Raw genomic sequence first — 16,255 nt, 5'->3', positions numbered from 1 at the left:
CTGTCAGATTATCTGGCGGGCCTGCTTTGCAGAAAGGGAACCTATGAACAAAGTGATTATTGTCGGTGGCGGAGCTGCGGGAATGCTTGCTTCTGTCATTGCAGCACGAAATGGTTGTGAAGTCTTATTATTCGAAAAGAATGAAAAACTCGGAAAGAAAGTATATATTACAGGCAAGGGACGCTGTAATGTTACAAATAACTGTGATCCGGAAGAACTTCTTCAGGCAGTTATGAGCAATCCAAAATTTCTTTACAGTGCATTTTATTCTTTCACGAGTCAGGATATGATGCATCTGCTGGAAGAAGCCGGTGTTCCACTTAAGACAGAGCGTGGCAACCGTGTTTTTCCAGTATCAGACCACTCCTCTGATATCATTCATGGTCTTGAAAGACTGATGAAAAAATATCATGTACAGATTCGGCTTCATTGTGAGGTTTTAGAAATTCTAACAGAAAATGGTATAGCAAGCGGTGTAAAGTTAAAAGATCATACTGTATACACCTCTGATTCTGTAATCGTTGCTACCGGAGGACTGTCTTATCCGACAACCGGTTCTACCGGAGATGGATATCGCTTTGCTACCGAAACAGGCCATAAAGTCACCGAATGTATTCCGTCTCTCGTTCCACTTACAACCAGAGAAGATTACATTCCTCTCATGAAGGGACTCTCTCTGCGAAATGTAGAACTGACGATTAAACGAGGCAAAAAAACTGTTTATCAGGATTTTGGTGAAATGATGTTCACTCATTTTGGTATCACCGGCCCCCTGGTTTTGTCTGCCAGTGCCAAAATAGGAAAGTTTCTCCAGAAGGGAGAAGAACTGAACGCCTTTCTTGACCTCAAACCTGCTTTATCCCACGAACAGTTGGATGATCGCATTCTCCGGGAATTTTCCGCTGCTCAGAATAAACAGTTCAAAAATGTGATTGGTGTGCTTTTTCCATCTTCGCTGACTCCTGTGATTATCGGCATCGGACCGATTTCGGGCGATAAAATCATTCATGATATTTCACGAGAGTCCCGTCTTGCATTCGGTTCTCTGGTAAAGGCCTTTCCATTTACCATTACAGGACTTGGCGGTTTTTCTGAAGCAGTTATTACCCGGGGTGGTGTATCCGTAAAAGATATCCAACCCGGAAGCATGGAATCAAAACTTATAAAAAATCTGTATTTTATTGGAGAAGTACTCGACCTTGATGCTGTGACCGGTGGATACAATCTTCAGATTGCATGGTCAACCGCATATCTCGCAGCAACAGATGTATGTCGGAATAAAGAGGAGGATATATAATGATCTACAATATTGCAATTGATGGACCGGCGGGTGCCGGTAAAAGCACGATCGCAAGACGTGTAGCCAAAGAATTATCATTTATTTATGTCGATACAGGAGCAATGTATCGTGCCATGGCACTTTACCTTCTCCATAAAAATGTAGACCGAACCAACACAGAACAGATCGGCGAAGTTTGCCAGAATGCTGAAATCTCTATTGAATATCAGAACGGTGAACAGATTGTCCTTTTGAATGGAGAAAATGTAAATGCCTATCTTCGCACAGAAGAGGTTGGAAATATGGCGTCTGTAAGTTCTGCCGTGCCGCGTGTCCGCGAAAAACTGCTCAGTCTTCAGCGCAAACTTGCAAAAGATATGAGTGTAGTTATGGATGGGCGTGATATTGGCACAACAATCCTTCCTGATGCCGATGTAAAAATCTACCTTACTGCAAGTTCTCTTACCCGCGCCAAAAGACGTTATCTGGAACTTCAGGAAAAAGGTACTGTCTGTGATCTGGATAATATCCAGAAGGATATTGAAGAGCGTGACCAGCGTGATATGAATCGTGAAATTTCCCCTCTTCGACAGGCCGAAGATGCAGTACTTGTGGATTCTTCTGATCTTACGATAGAACAGGTCGTTGACCGTATTCTTGAAATCTTCAGAGCCAGAACAGAAGAAGGAGCTTCTCATGAAAGTTAAAGTTGCCGAAACCGCCGGATTCTGCTTTGGTGTAAAACGTGCAGTAGATAAAGTTTATCAGTTGATTGAAGAAGGCACTCATCCTATTTATACATTGGGGCCGATCATCCATAACGAAGAAGTGGTTACTGATCTTGCTGCCAAAGGAGTACAGGTAATTGAAGAAAAAGACCTGGCATCTCTTACAGAAGGAACTGTTGTCATTCGTTCCCACGGTGTTGGTAAGGCAATCTATCAGGAATTAAAAGAGAATCATCTGAACTATGTAGATGTCACCTGTCCTTTCGTGCTGAAAATACACCGCATTGTAGAAAAACAGAGTCATGCAGGAAAACACGTTGTTATTTTTGGCGATCCTGATCATCCTGAAGTCAAAGGAATCTGCGGCTGGTGTCAGGGTTCTTACACTGTTTTGAAGGGCAGAAAAGATACTGAACAGTTTACACCACCGAATGGAAAAGATATATGCGTTGTATCACAGACGACATTTAATTACAACAAATTTAAAGAATTAGTTGAAATTCTCTGCAAAAAGAGGTATGATAATAGTGTTTTAAATATGGGCGATATTTTAAACACTATTTGTAATGCTACTGAAGAACGGCAGAAAGAAGCGCAAAACATAGCCGGAGAGGTAGACACTATGCTTGTCATTGGCGGCAGACATAGTTCCAATACTCAAAAGCTGTTTGAAATATGCAAAGAGGAATGTGGAAATACTTACTATATACAAACACCTGTAGACTTGGATTCTGAAATGTTCCATCACAGTAGTTATGTAGGTATCACAGCAGGGGCATCCACCCCAAAGAAAATTATTGAGGAGGTTCAAGAACATGTCAGAATTGAGTTTTGAACAGATGCTGGAGGATTCCGTAAAAACAATCAGAAATGGAGAGATCGTACAGGGTACAGTCATTGATGTAAAAGATGATGAGATCATCCTGAATATCGGTTATAAAGCAGACGGTATTATCACTAAGAGTGAATATTCCAATGATGCTTCACTTGTACTCACAGATGCAGTTCATGTTGGCGACAGCATGGAAGCAAAAGTACTGAAAGTCAATGACGGTGAAGGACAGGTTATCCTGACTTACAAGAGACTTGCTGCAGAAAAAGGCAACAAACGTCTGGAGGCTGCTTTCGAATCTCAGGAAGTGCTGAAAGCTCCTGTAACACAGGTACTTGACGGTGGTCTTTGTGTAAATGTAGAAGAGGCTAGAGTATTTATTCCTGCAAGCCTTGTTTCCGACACATACGAAAAAGATCTTTCAAAATATGCAGATAAAGAAATCGAATTTGTTATCACTGAATTCAATCCAAGAAGAAGACGTATCATTGGTAACCGTAAACAGCTTCTTCTTGCTGAAAAAGCAGAGAAACAGAAAGAACTTATGGAGAAAATCCATGTTGGCGATACTGTAACAGGTACCGTTAAAAATGTTACAGATTTTGGTGCTTTCATCGATCTTGGTGGAGCGGATGGACTTCTTCATATCTCCGAGATGTCTTGGGGCAGAGTTGAAAACCCGAAAAAGGTCTTCAATGTAGGTGATGAAGTTAGAGTTCTGATCAAAGAGATCAATGGAGATAAGATTGCTCTTTCCATGAAATTCCCAGAAGAGAATCCATGGCTTTCTGCAGCAGAAGATTTTGCTGTAGGTAACGTAGTAACTGGTAAAGTTGCACGTATGACAGATTTTGGTGCTTTTGTTGAACTTGCACCTGGAATTGATGCACTTCTTCATGTATCCCAGATTTCCAAAGAGCACGTTGCTAAACCATCTGATGTACTTTCTATCGGACAGGAAATTCAGGCTAAAGTTGTTGATTTCAACGGAGATGACAAGAAGATCAGCCTTAGCATGAAAGCTCTGGAAGCTCCGGCAGCTGAAGAAGCTACAGAAGAATAATTTCAGAATATTAAAAGACCTGGCATTAAACTGTCAGGTCTTTTTTTGCTCTAATATGTTTTAAACCTATCTATCTCTCAGATATCATGTTCTATTTATTCAGATTATCCAGAAAAAACGGAAGTGTATGTGTCAGATATTGCATCTGTTTCTTTTCATTATTCAAAAAATCCTCATCGCAATTAAACCAGGTATAGCAAGTTTGAGGAGTTGTCGCGATTTTAAGGCTTTTATCCATATATCTGGTAATGGACTTTGGCATTGCAGTGTCTTCCCCCGGAATAAACTCATAATCTTTATAATTTCTGTAATATTGACGGAGTTTACCTTCTTTAAGGTGTACCAGCATTCTTGCTTCGTATCCATTTACACTCAGATAAAAATCTGAATTTCCACAAGATACATTCACCGGAGCAGCAGCAGAAAGTTCTATGACAATCTTTAATTCCTGCTCTAAAATCACGCATTGTTTCGGATGATATTCTCCATCATAAAGTTTTTTGTATGCAAGTAATGAAAAAATTGTCCCAAGTCCCAACAAATCTTCTTCATTATGTCCCATCACGATATTTGCTGCTTCCGGATCTTTTTTCTTCATAAAAGTTTTATATAATCGAATACATTGTCCACCGTCGCAGTACTTTCTGTTATGTATTCCGACAAAATTTTCCAAATCCGGCTGTTTCATTTTGCTCAGTTTAAACAAACTCTGACATGGTTTTAACAACTGATATAGATCAAGGGATAAAATTTCTTTAAATGGAGTATCCATTTTGTGTTTTCGATAACGTTCTTCCAGAAAAGGCTGGTCAAATCGATTTCCATTATACTGAATCGTACAATCAGCATTTGTCAAAAAGCTTGCAAATTCCTGTAAAACAAGAGCCTCCTCGTTTTCATCTTCCCGCATCCACTGATAAAGCATCCATTGATTTTCTTCGAATCTGACTGCGCCGATCAGATACACAAATGCAGTATATCTTGATAATCCAGTTGTCTCAATATCGTAAAAAATCGGATTATATTCTGACAATTCATTTTTTGTATTCGATAAATATTTAACGGTTTCAAGTGCCGGAAACCCTTGTAAAATAGGTATTTTTTTAACAATCATCATCATTTCTCCCTTTCATGATTGTATTTAATTATACACAATATTTTGAAAATTTGGTAGTGAATTTTTTGCTAAAAAGAGGTATAGTATAAGCAGAGTTACTGTTAATATAAACAAAGCATGCAGTAACCGGACGGTCGCATGCGTAAATAAAAAACACTGTTTTTATTGTACGTATCATGAAAAAGAAAAAGAATATAAGCAGCACTGATGCTTATAAAATAAGGAGGAATAATATATGGGAAAACTGACCTTTAGGGGCGGAATCCATCCTTACGAAGGTAAGGAACTATCCAAAGACCATCCGATTGAGAAGTATCTCCCAAAAGGAGATCTGGTTTATCCACTCTCTCAGCACATCGGAGCACCATCTGTTCCCTGCGTAAAAAAAGGTGACACAGTTCTTGCAGGACAGAAGATTGCCGATGCAGGCGGATTTGTTTCTGTACCGCTTCATGCATCTGTTTCCGGTACCGTTAAGGGTATCGAAAAAAGGCTGAACGCTACCGGTTCTATGGTTGACTGTATTGTTATCGAAAATGACCAGCAGTACCAGGAAACCGAATTTCAGGAAGCCCGCCTGGAAGACCTTACAAAAGAAGAAATCCTGAACCGTATCAAAGAGGGCGGGGTAGTAGGTATGGGTGGAGCAGGATTTCCAACCCATGTAAAACTTGCGCCAAAGGATCCTTCCAAGATTGAATATATTCTTGTAAACGGTGCTGAATGCGAACCTTATATCACAAGCGACTATCGCCGTATGATCGAAGAACCGGAAAAAGTTGTAAAAGGTCTTCAGGTCATTCTGACTCTTTTTGATTCTGCAAAAGGATACATCTGTATCGAGGACAACAAACCAGACTGTATCGCCAAAATGAAAGAACTGGTCAAAGATATCGATCGTATCGAAGTAAAAGAAATGATGACCAAATATCCACAGGGTGGTGAGCGTACTCTGATCTATGCTGCAACCGGACGTGAGATCAATTCTTCAATGCTTCCTGCTGATGTAGGATGTGTCGTTGACAATGTAGAGACTGTAATTTCCGTATACAAAGCAGTTATTCTCGGCAGACCGGTCAACAGTCGTGTAGTTACCGTTACCGGTGATGGCATCAAAGAACCAAAGAACCTTCTTGTTCTTGCAGGTACTGACATGTCTGAACTGGTAGATGCCGCTGGTGGACTGAAAGGCAAGATTGCAAAAGCAATTTCCGGTGGTCCTATGATGGGATTTGCATTATATGATCTTCACGTACCGTGCACAAAAACAACTTCTGCATTCCTGTTCCTTGAACATGATGCCGTATCTGAAGCCCAGGAAATACAGACCGCCTGCATCAACTGCGGACGCTGTGTGAGCGTCTGTCCAGGCCACGTTCTTCCTGCACGTCTTGCCAAACTGGCAGAACGTGGTGATATGGCAGGCTTTGAAGCATTAGACGGTATGGAATGCTGCGAATGCGGATGCTGCAGTTATATCTGTCCTGCAAAGAGACCGCTTACACAGAGTATCAAGTCCATGCGTAAAATGGTTCTTGCCAGCCGCAGGAAGAAATAAGGGGAGGAAAAGAAATGGAAGAAATGTATAATGTATCATCTAATCCCCATGTCAGGGACAAAATGACAACCAGCCGGATCATGCAGCTCGTTGTGATCGCGTTGCTTCCTGCTACCTTATTCGGTATCTGGAATTTCGGCTTTCATGCACTCCTTGTAGTGCTCGTAACAGTGATTTCCAGTGTGTTTTTTGAATGGCTGTATGACAGACTCATGCACAAAAAAAATACAATTACTGATTTCAGTGCAGTGGTAACAGGCCTTTTGCTCGCGCTGAATATGCCTCCGCAGATTCCACTGTGGATGCCAGTTCTGGGCAGTGCATTCGCTATCATTGTCGTAAAACAACTTTTTGGCGGACTCGGTCAGAACTTTATGAACCCGGCACTTGCCGGAAGATGTTTCCTTATGATTTCTTTTGCTGCGAAAATGACAGATTTTTCCGTATCTGACAGCTATCGTGGAGTTCTGGATACCGTAACAGGCGCAACCCCTCTGGCAGCATTGAAAAAACAGGGATTTGTAGCAGCATCTTCAATTCCGGTAAAAGATCTCTTTATCGGTAATATTCAGGGAACCATTGGTGAAACTTCCGCACTTGCAATCCTGATTGGTGCAGTAATTCTTCTTGCATTCAAGGTTATTGACCTTAAAGTACCACTTACATATATCGGAAGCTTTACAGTATTTGTAATTTTTTATATGCTTGGTTCAGGAATGGGATTTGATGGCAATTATCTGCTCAGTCATCTGTTTGGCGGTGGTCTGATGCTGGGTGCATGGTTTATGGCAACAGATTACGTTACCACACCAATCACTCCTAAAGGGCAGCTTATTTATGGATGTTGTCTCGGTATTCTGACTGCAATTTTCCGTCTCTTCGGTGGATCAGCAGAAGGTGTTTCCTACGCAATCATTTTCTGCAACCTTCTGGTTCCGATCATTGAAAAAGTAACCAAACCGGTTGCCTTTGGAAAAGGAGGTAAAAAAGCATGAATACAATCTTAAAAAACACCATTTCCATCACAGTGATCACTCTGGTTGCAGGTCTTGCGCTTGGCGTAGTTCAAGATATCACAGCTGGTCCGATTGCCACACAGGCCGAAAAATCCAAAGAAGAAGCATATAAAGCTGTTTTTGAAGATGCTTCCAGTTTCAGTGAGTATTCACTCGATGACACCAATCAGGCCGAAGATCTTGTTGCTTACCTTAATGATAATGGTTTCACAGCACAGACAATTGATGAAATTATGGTAGCAGAAGATGCTTCCGGTGAAACGCTTGGATATACTTTCACAGTCACTGATTCCGAAGGTTACGGTGGAGACATCCAGTTTGCAATGGGTGTTCAAAATGACGGAACCCTGAATGGTATCTCCATTTTATCTATCAGTGAAACTGCCGGCCTTGGTATGAAAGCAACTACTGACAGCTTCAAAGATCAGTTTAAAAACAAAAACGTAGAAAAATTTACATACACAAAAACAGGTTCCACATCTGATGACCAAATTGATGCCATCAGCGGTGCAACCATTACAACAAATGCCATGACAAACGGTGTCAATGCCGGACTTTGTGCATTTCGGTATGTGGAAGGAGGGGCAGAGTCATGAAAGCAAACACACCTGCTGAACGTCTTGTAAACGGTATTATTAAAGAAAATCCGACTTTCGTGCTGGTGCTGGGTATGTGTCCTACACTGGCTGTTACAACATCTGCTATTAATGGTATTGGAATGGGGCTGACAACTACAGTTGTCCTTGCAATGTCCAACCTGATGATTTCTCTTCTGAGAAAATTCATCCCGGACGGCGTACGTATGCCTGCATTTATCGTAGTCGTAGCATCCTTCGTTACCATCGTACAGATGCTTTTACAAGGATTTATACCAAGCCTGTATTCCGCACTTGGTATTTACATTCCTCTGATCGTAGTAAACTGTATCATCCTTGGTCGTGCAGAAGCATATGCTTCCAAAAATCCACCAATCCCGTCTCTCTTTGATGGTATCGGAATGGGCCTTGGTTTTACTTTAAGTATCACCTGTATCGGTGCAGTCCGTGAACTGCTTGGCGCAGGTCAGCTCTTCGGACAGCAGATTCTTCCACTTGCTGCTGACGGCAAGATGGGCTACGAACCGATCACAATCTTTATCCTTGCTCCTGGTGCATTCTTTGTCCTTGCAATGCTTGCAGCACTTCAGAATAAGTTCAAAATCGGTGCTGCCAAACGCAGAATAGACCCGAGTGAAGGATGCAATTGCTGCTCAGGCTGTGATTCCTGCAGCAATACTATGTGTAAAGGAGGCAAACAGGCATGAAAGAATTATTAATTATCCTTGTCAGCTCTGCCATTGTCCATAACGTAGTACTGAGCCAGTTCCTTGGTCTCTGCCCTTTCTTTGGTGTTTCCAAAAAGACGGAGACAGCAGTCGGTATGGGCGGTGCTCTTGTATTCGTTATTACATTATCATCCTTTGTTACAGGACTGATCTACAAATTTATCCTTGTTCCTTCAGGCATGGAATATTTACAGACAATCGTATTTATCCTGATCATTGCAGCACTGGTTCAGTTTGTAGAAATGTTTCTTAAAAAATGTGTTCCTTCCCTGTATCAGGCACTTGGTGTATACCTTCCTCTGATCACAACAAACTGTGCAGTTCTTGGTGTTGCACTCACAAATGTGCAGGATGAATACAATATTCTTCAGGGTACGATCAACGGATTTGCCACAGCAGTAGGTTTCACGATTTCTATTACACTGATGGCTGGTATCCGTGAAAAAATTCAGTACAATGATATTCCGGATGCTTTCAAAGGATTCCCTACTGTACTTCTTACAGCAGGTCTGATGGCAATTGCATTCTTCGGATTTTCAGGATTAATTTAAGGAGGCGACATTATGAATATTGGAGCAATTATTACAGCAACCGTAGTTGTTGCAGCTGTCGGTCTCTTTATTGGTATTTTCCTGAGTATTGCCGGCAAAAAATTTGCTGTCGAAACAGATGAACGTGAAGTTGCAGTCCGCGAAGCACTTCCTGGAAACAACTGTGGTGGTTGCGGTTATCCTGGATGTGATGGTCTTGCTGCTGCAATCGCAAAAGGCGAAGCACCGGTCAATGCCTGTCCGGTAGGCGGAGAAGCAGTAGGCAAAGTAATTGCCGGAATCATGGGACAGGAAGTAGTTGAATCTGCTCGTATGGCTGCCTTTGTAAAATGTACAGGAACCTGCGAAAAAACAAAAGACAATTATAACTATACTGGTGTAGAAGACTGTGAAATGATGGCATTCATTCCAGGCGGCGGATCCAAAGCATGCAATTATGGATGTATGGGATTTGGAAGCTGTGTAAAAGCTTGTCCGTTTGATGCAATTCATATTGTAAACGGAGTAGCAGTTGTTGACCGTGAAGCCTGTAAGGCCTGCGGTAAATGTATTGCAAAATGTCCGCATCATCTGATTGAACTTGCACCATATGATCAAAAAACATTTGTTGGCTGTAGCTCTCATGCAAAGGGAAAAGCCGTTACAACTGCATGTGAACTCGGATGTATCGGATGTAAGAAATGTGAAAAAACATGTCCGAACGGTGCAATCACTGTTACAGATTTCTGCGCTCACATTGATTACGAAAAATGTACAAACTGTGGTGCATGCAAAGAAGCATGTCCGCGACACGTTATTCTTTAAAAGAAATACTCATTCTTTCCATATGTTTAATTTTATCCCGGCTGAGAAATTTTCCAGCCGGGATTTTTATTTCACACTCGAATAGATGTTTGCTTTTTGCAGATTGATATGTTATCATTGTGAAAGTAAGTTTTGATTACAGAAATCTGTTGCAACTATTTTCGCTGCAGCAAATAACAGCAGGAGATTATATATGATTTCATTTATTCGAGGTCTTGTGGCTGATACTACAGAAAACGCCGTCATCCTGGAAAATAACGGCATCGGTTATGAGATTTTTATGACAGGCAGTTCAATTGAGCAGGTATCCCGCATAGATGGAGAAGTCAAAATCCATACTTATTTTCAGGTACGAGAAGATGCCATGCAGTTATATGGTTTTCTTTCCAAAGATGATCTGGAAATGTTTCGCCTTCTTCTAAATGTAAACGGAATCGGGCCTAAGGCCGCGCTTGGAGTTCTTGCAGGACTGACTGCAGATGAATTGCGTTTTGCCGTTCTTTCTGACGATATCAAAACCATTTCCAAAGCACCAGGAATCGGTAAAAAAACTGCACAGAAACTTATTCTCGAATTAAAAGACAAACTGAAACTTGAAGATGCATTTGAGAAGAAACTTGCCCATGAACAGGAGGCTGCCTCTGTTTCTGGATTCTTGATCCACGACGGACGTCAGGAAGCAGCAGAAGCACTGATCGCACTTGGTTACAGCAGTACTGATGCCATGAAAGCCGTTCGTAAAGTCACTGATGTTTCACCAGACGACGTGGAGGCCCTGCTCAAAGCTGCATTAAAACAGTTATAAATTGGAGAAACGTATTTAAATGGAAAAAAGAATGATCACCACAGATGTTACAGAAGAGGATCTTCCCCTTGAGGGAAGTCTTCGTCCACAGACACTGGATGAATATATCGGTCAGGAAAAGACAAAAAAAACACTAAAAATATATATAGAAGCGGCCAAACAACGACATGACGCGCTGGATCATGTCCTGTTTTATGGGCCACCCGGTCTTGGTAAAACAACGTTATCCGGAATCATTGCCAATGAAATGGGGACACACATGAAAGTCACCTCCGGACCTGCGATTGAAAAACCCGGTGAAATGGCTGCAATCCTTAACAACTTACAGGAAGGAGACATTCTGTTTGTTGATGAAATCCATCGTCTGAACCGACAAGTAGAAGAAGTTCTCTATCCTGCCATGGAAGACTTCGCCATTGATATTATGATCGGAAAGGGCGCTTCTGCCAGATCGATCCGTCTTGATCTTCCGAAATTTACACTGGTTGGTGCTACCACAAGAGCTGGGCTTTTGTCTGCTCCGTTGCGCGACCGTTTCGGTGTTATGCACCACCTGGAATTCTATAATCATAAAGAACTACAGACAATTGTGCTGCGCTCTGCACAGGTGTTGGGAGTCGAAATTGATGCAAAAGGTGCTGCGGAAATTGCCAAACGTTCCCGTGGAACACCTCGTCTTGCAAATCGCCTTCTCAAAAGAGTACGTGATTTTGCCCAGGTAAAATATGATGGCCGTATTACTTACGATGTAGCTTCTTTTGCACTTGATCTTCTGGAAGTTGACCAATATGGACTTGACAAAATTGACCGTCGTATCCTCCAGACTCTGATCGTCAATTTCCAGGGAGGACCAGTTGGACTGGAGACACTGGCTGCAGCAATCGGCGAAGATGCCGGCACACTGGAAGATGTTTATGAACCTTATCTTCTTCAGAATGGTTTTCTGAACCGGACTCCACGCGGCAGAACAGCATCTTCCCTTGCTTATGAGCACCTTGGTTTTGAAAAAAATTCGTAGTTCTGAAAAGATTTCGTAAAAATTCCTATACATTTCTACAAATTTCGATTATAATAAATGAAAGAAACTACAATTTACGGGAGGCTTGTTATGGCAGTCAAAAATACGGCACAAGTAGTAATCGGAGGAAAAATCATCACTCTGGGTGGTTACGAATCTGAAGAATATTTTCAGAAAGTGGCGTCTTATATAAATAATAAAATAGCTGAATTGAGCGAAATGCCGGGATATACCCGTCAGCCTGTAGAAACCAAGCATACGCTCTTAAGTTTAAATGTTACAGATGATTATTTTAAGGCAAAAAAACAGGCAGAGATTTTCGAACAGGATCTTCAGCAGAAAGATCAGGAAATGTATGAGCTGAAACATGAACTGATCGCTCTTCGTATGAAAATCGAAGAAACGGAAAAAAATGCCCAGGAAGCTCAGCAGCAGAAAGAGCTTCTTGAAGGCAAAGTTAAGGAACTTAACGATGAGATAGACAAATTACTCAAATAAAAAAAGCAGGAAGGGGATTGCTTCGGTAGTCCTCTTTATTTGTTTCATACTCATAATTCAGAAAAGGAATGAATACACTTGAAAGTAGATCATAATGTAGAACTTCTGGCTCCCGCCGGATCTTATGAAGCTTTTGAAGCTGCTCTGGGAGCAGGAGCAGATGCTGTTTATGTCGGCGGTCCCGAATTCGGTGCCCGGGCATATGCACACAATTTCACACAGGATGAACTTTTACAGGCAATTGATACCGTTCATATTCATGGCAAAAAATTATATCTGACAGTAAATACACTTCTGAAAAACCGTGAATTGCAGGACAGACTGTATGATGCGCTGCGACCACTGTACGAAAACGGTCTTGATGCTGTTATCATACAGGATCTCGGTGTATTCCAGTTTATACGCCAGAATTTTCCGGGACTGCATCTTCATGCAAGTACACAGATGACAGTAACCGGCCCCGAAGGAATGAAATTTCTTGAGGAACAGGGCGCATCACGTGTAGTTGCTGCCAGAGAACTTTCTCTTCAGGAGCTGTCAGCCATGCATCAGGCAAGTCCGATCGAAATAGAGGCCTTTATCCATGGTGCCCTCTGTTACAGTTTTTCTGGTCAATGTCTCATGAGCAGCATACTCGGCGGCAGAAGCGGCAATCGTGGAAGATGTGCACAGCCTTGTCGCCTTCCCTATCAGGTTCGGCAGGAGAATGGCAGTTATTCATTCAGACAACAGGATTTCTGTCCACTCAGTCTGAAAGACATGTGCAGTGTAGACCTTCTCCCCGACATTCTGGAGGCCGGCGTTACCTCTTTGAAAATTGAAGGACGAATGAAACAACCTGGATATACTGCTGCTGTTACCGGAATGTATCGTAAATATCTGGACATCCTTCTTAGCAGTGACATGACTTATCAGGTTAATGACCGCGACCGGCAGTATCTTCTGGATATATTTAGCCGTGGAGGTTCCTGTCAGGGTTATTATAAACAGCATAATGGTCCATCTATGATGGCCTTTACAAACGAGAAAAAGACAAACGGAATTCCGGAAAATCTTCCTCGAAAAAAAGAACCCATTTCCGGTACGCTGGTTCTTTATCCGGAATGTCCGGCTTTTCTGGAACTTTCATGCCATGATATACATGTAACTTTCTCAACCGGTGAAGTACAGTTTGCCAGAGAACATCCTATGTCTGAAGATCGCATTCGTAAACAGATGGATAAACTTGGAAATACGGAATTTGAATGGGATGAACTGGATATACAGATGGGAGAGCAGATTTTTCTTCCGGTCAAAACATTAAATGAACTCCGCCGCGAAGCGATTGCCCTGTTGGAACAGGAACTATGTGCACCCTACAGACGTTCTGCCACTGATACTCCTGTTATGGCCACAGCGGACAAACCGGCAGATACAAATTCCAGCCTTTCAATCCTTGTATCCTGCGAAACTGTAGATCAGGCATTACTTTTATATAAAAATCCTGAGATTTCCGGTATGTATCTTTATTACGATGCAATGAGCCTCTGCATGTCAAAGGGATTACAATATCAGAAGGACTTGTATCTGACACTCCCATATATCACCCGTGGTTCAGCACCAGAAGGCTTTTTCGAAACCTGCAGCCAATGGCTTGAGAATGGAATGAAGGGATTTCTTGTACGAAATCTTGAAAGTTATGGAATGCTTCGACATCTTGGATGGCAAAAATACTGTGTTCTTGATACTTCCATCTATACCTGGAATAACGAATCTGTCTCTTTCTGGAAGAAAGAAGGCATACTTCGAAATACAGTTCCTTATGAATTAAATGAAAAAGAAATCGCACACCGAAACAATTCCAACAGTGAGATGATCATATACGGAAACATTCCGTTAATGCTTTCTGCGCAGTGTGTAAGAAAAAACACGCTGAAATGTGACTGCAACGAAAGAAAAATGATTTTGAAGGACCGTTATGAAAAAGAGTTTTCCTGTTGTTGTGTATGTCACCCATGGAAAACAGGAACTACAGAAAAAGAAGAATACTGTTATAATATTCTTTATAACAGTATTTCCTTCGGACTTCTGAAAGAATCTCAGAAAGTCCGAAATCTTGGTGTCAACTGTCTGCGACTGAATTTTACGACCGAATCACCGGAACAATCTGCCGACATACTGCAGGAATTTTTAAATGTATATCTGCACGGCAAAACACCCGGTAATCAGGAGTACACCAAAGGACATTTTAAAAGAGGAGCCGAGTAAAGGCATATGATTAATGTAATTGTAGAATTATCCAAATACATCATCCTGACACTGATGATCGTATATACCTTTCACTGTTTTTATACTGTACGGCAGTCTGATGAAGAGGATCGCAACGAATTGCTCCGGCAACAGCTTTTGCTGATTTTTTTCATTGATTTCACTGCATTTCTTGTTCTCTATCTTAAAACATTCAATTTTAAGATAGTTGAATTTTATGCAGAAATGCTTCTGTTTTTTGCTGCCATTCAGATTTTATACCGAATGCTATACAAAAAAGCATCTATTTTGCTTCTGAACAATATGTGTATGCTGTTGAGTGTTGGCTTTATTATGCTCTGCCGCCTGGATATATCTTCAGCACAGAAACAACTTCTGATCGCAGCCGGCGTCAGTGCTATTGCTCTGGTCATTCCTGTCATGATCCGGAAGATGCGTTTTCTTCGCAGACTTACATGGGTATATGCCGGAATCGGTATTATTCTTCTTGCTGCAGTCTTTGCTCTTGCAAGAACGAGTTATGGAGCTAAACTTTCACTGCTGGGTGTACAGCCATCCGAAGCGATCAAGATTACTTTTGTGTTCTTTATGGCATCTTTTCTATCCAGAGATACCAGTTTCAAGGCAATCGTTCAGGTTACAGTCGTTGCAGCACTTCACGTGGGTATTCTGGTTCTCTCAAAGGACCTTGGAAGTGCAGTGATCTTCTTTGTCGCATATCTCGTTATGGTATATGTTGCAACACGAAATGTTGGTTATCTTGCACTTGGAATCGGCGGTGGTTCAGCTGCAGCAGTTGTTGCATATCATCTGTTCGGTCATGTCCGCCAGCGAGTCAGCGCATGGAAAGATCCTATGGCAGTCTATCAGAATGAGGGATATCAGATTGTGCAGTCACTCTTTGCCATTGGTACCGGGGGCTGGTTCGGCATGGGATTATACCAGGGTTCTCCAGAATCTATCCCTGTTGTCAAGAACGATTTTATCTTCAGTGCAATCTGTGAGGAATTAGGTGGTATTTTTGCCATTTGTCTGATTCTCGTGTGCATGAGCTTTTTCCTTATGATCGTTAATATTGCTTTACGTATCATTAATCCATTCTACAAGCTTATTGCACTGGGACTTGGAGTAGAATATGCCTTCCAGGTATTTCTAACGATCGGTGGTGCTACCAAATTCATCCCTATGACAGGTGTAACACTTCCCCTTGTAAGTTATGGTGGAAGTTCTCTTTTATGTACAATTTTAATGCTTGCAATTATCCAGGGACTTTATATTCTAAGAGAAGACGAGGACGAGGAATTTGAAAAACGAAAACAGGAAGCAATACAGAGACTCCGGGCAGGAGAAACAATTAACAGAACGCGCCAGATCTAAAAAAAGGCGTCGTCGAAACAAAGGTTATACCGGAGTTT

16 protein-coding genes are annotated in these 16,255 nt (G+C 41.7%); 15 read left to right on the top strand and 1 reads right to left on the bottom strand.

The window, feature by feature from the left end; genetic code table 11:
• The first annotated feature begins 43 nt into the window (after positions 1–43).
• From NQ503_RS09355 to rpsA, 4 genes are read left to right on the top strand one after another with little or no spacing between them, the layout of a single operon-like run.
• Positions 44–1,297 carry a BaiN/RdsA family NAD(P)/FAD-dependent oxidoreductase gene (locus tag NQ503_RS09355; RefSeq protein ID WP_022389291.1) on the top strand — a complete coding sequence of 418 codons (1,254 nt, stop codon included), beginning with the start codon at positions 44–46 and terminating at the stop codon, positions 1,295–1,297.
• Complete coding sequence (cmk, locus tag NQ503_RS09350; protein ID WP_005424534.1) at positions 1,297–1,986, top strand: (d)CMP kinase; 690 nt, start codon at positions 1,297–1,299, stop codon at positions 1,984–1,986. Before NQ503_RS09355 ends, cmk begins: the two co-directional genes overlap by 1 nt.
• Positions 1,976–2,842, top strand: coding sequence for a 4-hydroxy-3-methylbut-2-enyl diphosphate reductase (gene ispH, locus NQ503_RS09345; protein WP_005424541.1), 867 nt, complete (start codon positions 1,976–1,978; stop codon positions 2,840–2,842). Before cmk ends, ispH begins: the two co-directional genes overlap by 11 nt.
• On the top strand, positions 2,823–3,902 hold the full coding sequence (rpsA, locus tag NQ503_RS09340; RefSeq protein ID WP_005424543.1) for a 30S ribosomal protein S1: 1,080 nt from the start codon (positions 2,823–2,825) through the stop codon (positions 3,900–3,902). The genes ispH and rpsA overlap by 20 nt, the downstream gene beginning before the upstream one ends.
• A 91-nt stretch (positions 3,903–3,993) precedes the next feature.
• Here the strand turns inward: rpsA and NQ503_RS09335 are convergent, their stop codons facing one another.
• Positions 3,994–5,016 (bottom strand): ribonuclease H-like domain-containing protein, encoded by a 1,023-nt coding sequence (locus NQ503_RS09335; protein WP_044925551.1) that lies wholly within the window; start codon positions 5,014–5,016, stop codon positions 3,994–3,996.
• A gap of 238 nt (positions 5,017–5,254) precedes the next feature.
• Between NQ503_RS09335 and rsxC the strand changes: the two genes are divergently transcribed.
• The 11 genes from rsxC (at position 5,255) to NQ503_RS09280 (ending at position 16,217) form a co-directional block, all read left to right on the top strand.
• Positions 5,255–6,577, top strand: coding sequence for an electron transport complex subunit RsxC (gene rsxC, locus NQ503_RS09330; RefSeq protein ID WP_005424546.1), 1,323 nt, complete (start codon positions 5,255–5,257; stop codon positions 6,575–6,577).
• Between the two features lie 14 nt (positions 6,578–6,591).
• Positions 6,592–7,572, top strand: a complete 981-nt coding sequence (locus tag NQ503_RS09325) for an RnfABCDGE type electron transport complex subunit D (protein ID WP_117738784.1) — start codon at positions 6,592–6,594, stop codon at positions 7,570–7,572.
• Entirely contained in the window at positions 7,569–8,189 is a 621-nt protein-coding gene (locus NQ503_RS09320; RefSeq protein ID WP_005424550.1) for an RnfABCDGE type electron transport complex subunit G, read from the top strand. Before NQ503_RS09325 ends, NQ503_RS09320 begins: the two co-directional genes overlap by 4 nt.
• Positions 8,186–8,896: an electron transport complex subunit RsxE gene (gene rsxE / locus NQ503_RS09315; protein WP_005424551.1), complete on the top strand. Its 711-nt coding sequence runs from the start codon at positions 8,186–8,188 to the stop codon at positions 8,894–8,896. The genes NQ503_RS09320 and rsxE overlap by 4 nt, the downstream gene beginning before the upstream one ends.
• Entirely contained in the window at positions 8,893–9,468 is a 576-nt protein-coding gene (rsxA, locus tag NQ503_RS09310; protein ID WP_005424554.1) for an electron transport complex subunit RsxA, read from the top strand. The genes rsxE and rsxA overlap by 4 nt, the downstream gene beginning before the upstream one ends.
• A 12-nt stretch (positions 9,469–9,480) precedes the next feature.
• Positions 9,481–10,272, top strand: a complete 792-nt coding sequence (locus NQ503_RS09305) for an RnfABCDGE type electron transport complex subunit B (RefSeq protein ID WP_005424562.1) — start codon at positions 9,481–9,483, stop codon at positions 10,270–10,272.
• A gap of 193 nt (positions 10,273–10,465) precedes the next feature.
• Complete coding sequence (ruvA, locus tag NQ503_RS09300; protein ID WP_005424571.1) at positions 10,466–11,077, top strand: Holliday junction branch migration protein RuvA; 612 nt, start codon at positions 10,466–10,468, stop codon at positions 11,075–11,077.
• Between the two features lie 19 nt (positions 11,078–11,096).
• The gene (gene ruvB, locus NQ503_RS09295; RefSeq protein WP_005424574.1) at positions 11,097–12,095 is read left to right on the top strand and encodes a Holliday junction branch migration DNA helicase RuvB; all 999 of its coding nucleotides are present in this window, start codon (positions 11,097–11,099) and stop codon (positions 12,093–12,095) included.
• 90 nt (positions 12,096–12,185) lie between these two features.
• Complete coding sequence (locus tag NQ503_RS09290; RefSeq protein ID WP_022389301.1) at positions 12,186–12,593, top strand: cell division protein ZapA; 408 nt, start codon at positions 12,186–12,188, stop codon at positions 12,591–12,593.
• Between the two features lie 78 nt (positions 12,594–12,671).
• Positions 12,672–14,840, top strand: a complete 2,169-nt coding sequence (locus NQ503_RS09285; protein WP_049940405.1) for a U32 family peptidase — start codon at positions 12,672–12,674, stop codon at positions 14,838–14,840.
• A 6-nt stretch (positions 14,841–14,846) separates the two neighbouring features.
• On the top strand, positions 14,847–16,217 hold the full coding sequence (locus tag NQ503_RS09280; protein WP_005424583.1) for an FtsW/RodA/SpoVE family cell cycle protein: 1,371 nt from the start codon (positions 14,847–14,849) through the stop codon (positions 16,215–16,217).
• Positions 16,218–16,255 lie beyond the last annotated feature (38 nt).

The sequence above is a fragment of the Blautia obeum ATCC 29174 genome (assembly GCF_025147765.1).
GTDB classification, from domain to species: domain Bacteria; phylum Bacillota; class Clostridia; order Lachnospirales; family Lachnospiraceae; genus Blautia_A; species Blautia_A obeum.
The sequence above is the reverse complement of the archived record's forward strand: the minus strand, read 5'-3'. Positions and strand labels throughout refer to the sequence as shown.

Bases quoted from the DNA above. Each gene is read 5' to 3' on its own strand.
- NQ503_RS09290 (WP_022389301.1), top strand. From the start codon at position 12,186: ATGGCAGTCAAAAATACGGCACAAGTAGTAATCGGAGGAAAAATCATC.
- NQ503_RS09325 (WP_117738784.1), top strand. From the start codon at position 6,592: ATGGAAGAAATGTATAATGTATCATCTAATCCCCATGTCAGGGACAAA.
- rsxA (WP_005424554.1), top strand. From the start codon at position 8,893: ATGAAAGAATTATTAATTATCCTTGTCAGCTCTGCCATTGTCCATAAC.
- ruvA (WP_005424571.1), top strand. From the start codon at position 10,466: ATGATTTCATTTATTCGAGGTCTTGTGGCTGATACTACAGAAAACGCC.
- NQ503_RS09305 (WP_005424562.1), top strand. From the start codon at position 9,481: ATGAATATTGGAGCAATTATTACAGCAACCGTAGTTGTTGCAGCTGTC.
- cmk (WP_005424534.1), top strand. From the start codon at position 1,297: ATGATCTACAATATTGCAATTGATGGACCGGCGGGTGCCGGTAAAAGC.
- rsxE (WP_005424551.1), top strand. From the start codon at position 8,186: ATGAAAGCAAACACACCTGCTGAACGTCTTGTAAACGGTATTATTAAA.
- NQ503_RS09320 (WP_005424550.1), top strand. From the start codon at position 7,569: ATGAATACAATCTTAAAAAACACCATTTCCATCACAGTGATCACTCTG.
- ispH (WP_005424541.1), top strand. From the start codon at position 1,976: ATGAAAGTTAAAGTTGCCGAAACCGCCGGATTCTGCTTTGGTGTAAAA.
- NQ503_RS09335 (WP_044925551.1), bottom strand. From the start codon at position 5,016: ATGATTGTTAAAAAAATACCTATTTTACAAGGGTTTCCGGCACTTGAA.
- rpsA (WP_005424543.1), top strand. From the start codon at position 2,823: ATGTCAGAATTGAGTTTTGAACAGATGCTGGAGGATTCCGTAAAAACA.
- ruvB (WP_005424574.1), top strand. From the start codon at position 11,097: ATGGAAAAAAGAATGATCACCACAGATGTTACAGAAGAGGATCTTCCC.
- NQ503_RS09355 (WP_022389291.1), top strand. From the start codon at position 44: ATGAACAAAGTGATTATTGTCGGTGGCGGAGCTGCGGGAATGCTTGCT.
- NQ503_RS09280 (WP_005424583.1), top strand. From the start codon at position 14,847: ATGATTAATGTAATTGTAGAATTATCCAAATACATCATCCTGACACTG.
- rsxC (WP_005424546.1), top strand. From the start codon at position 5,255: ATGGGAAAACTGACCTTTAGGGGCGGAATCCATCCTTACGAAGGTAAG.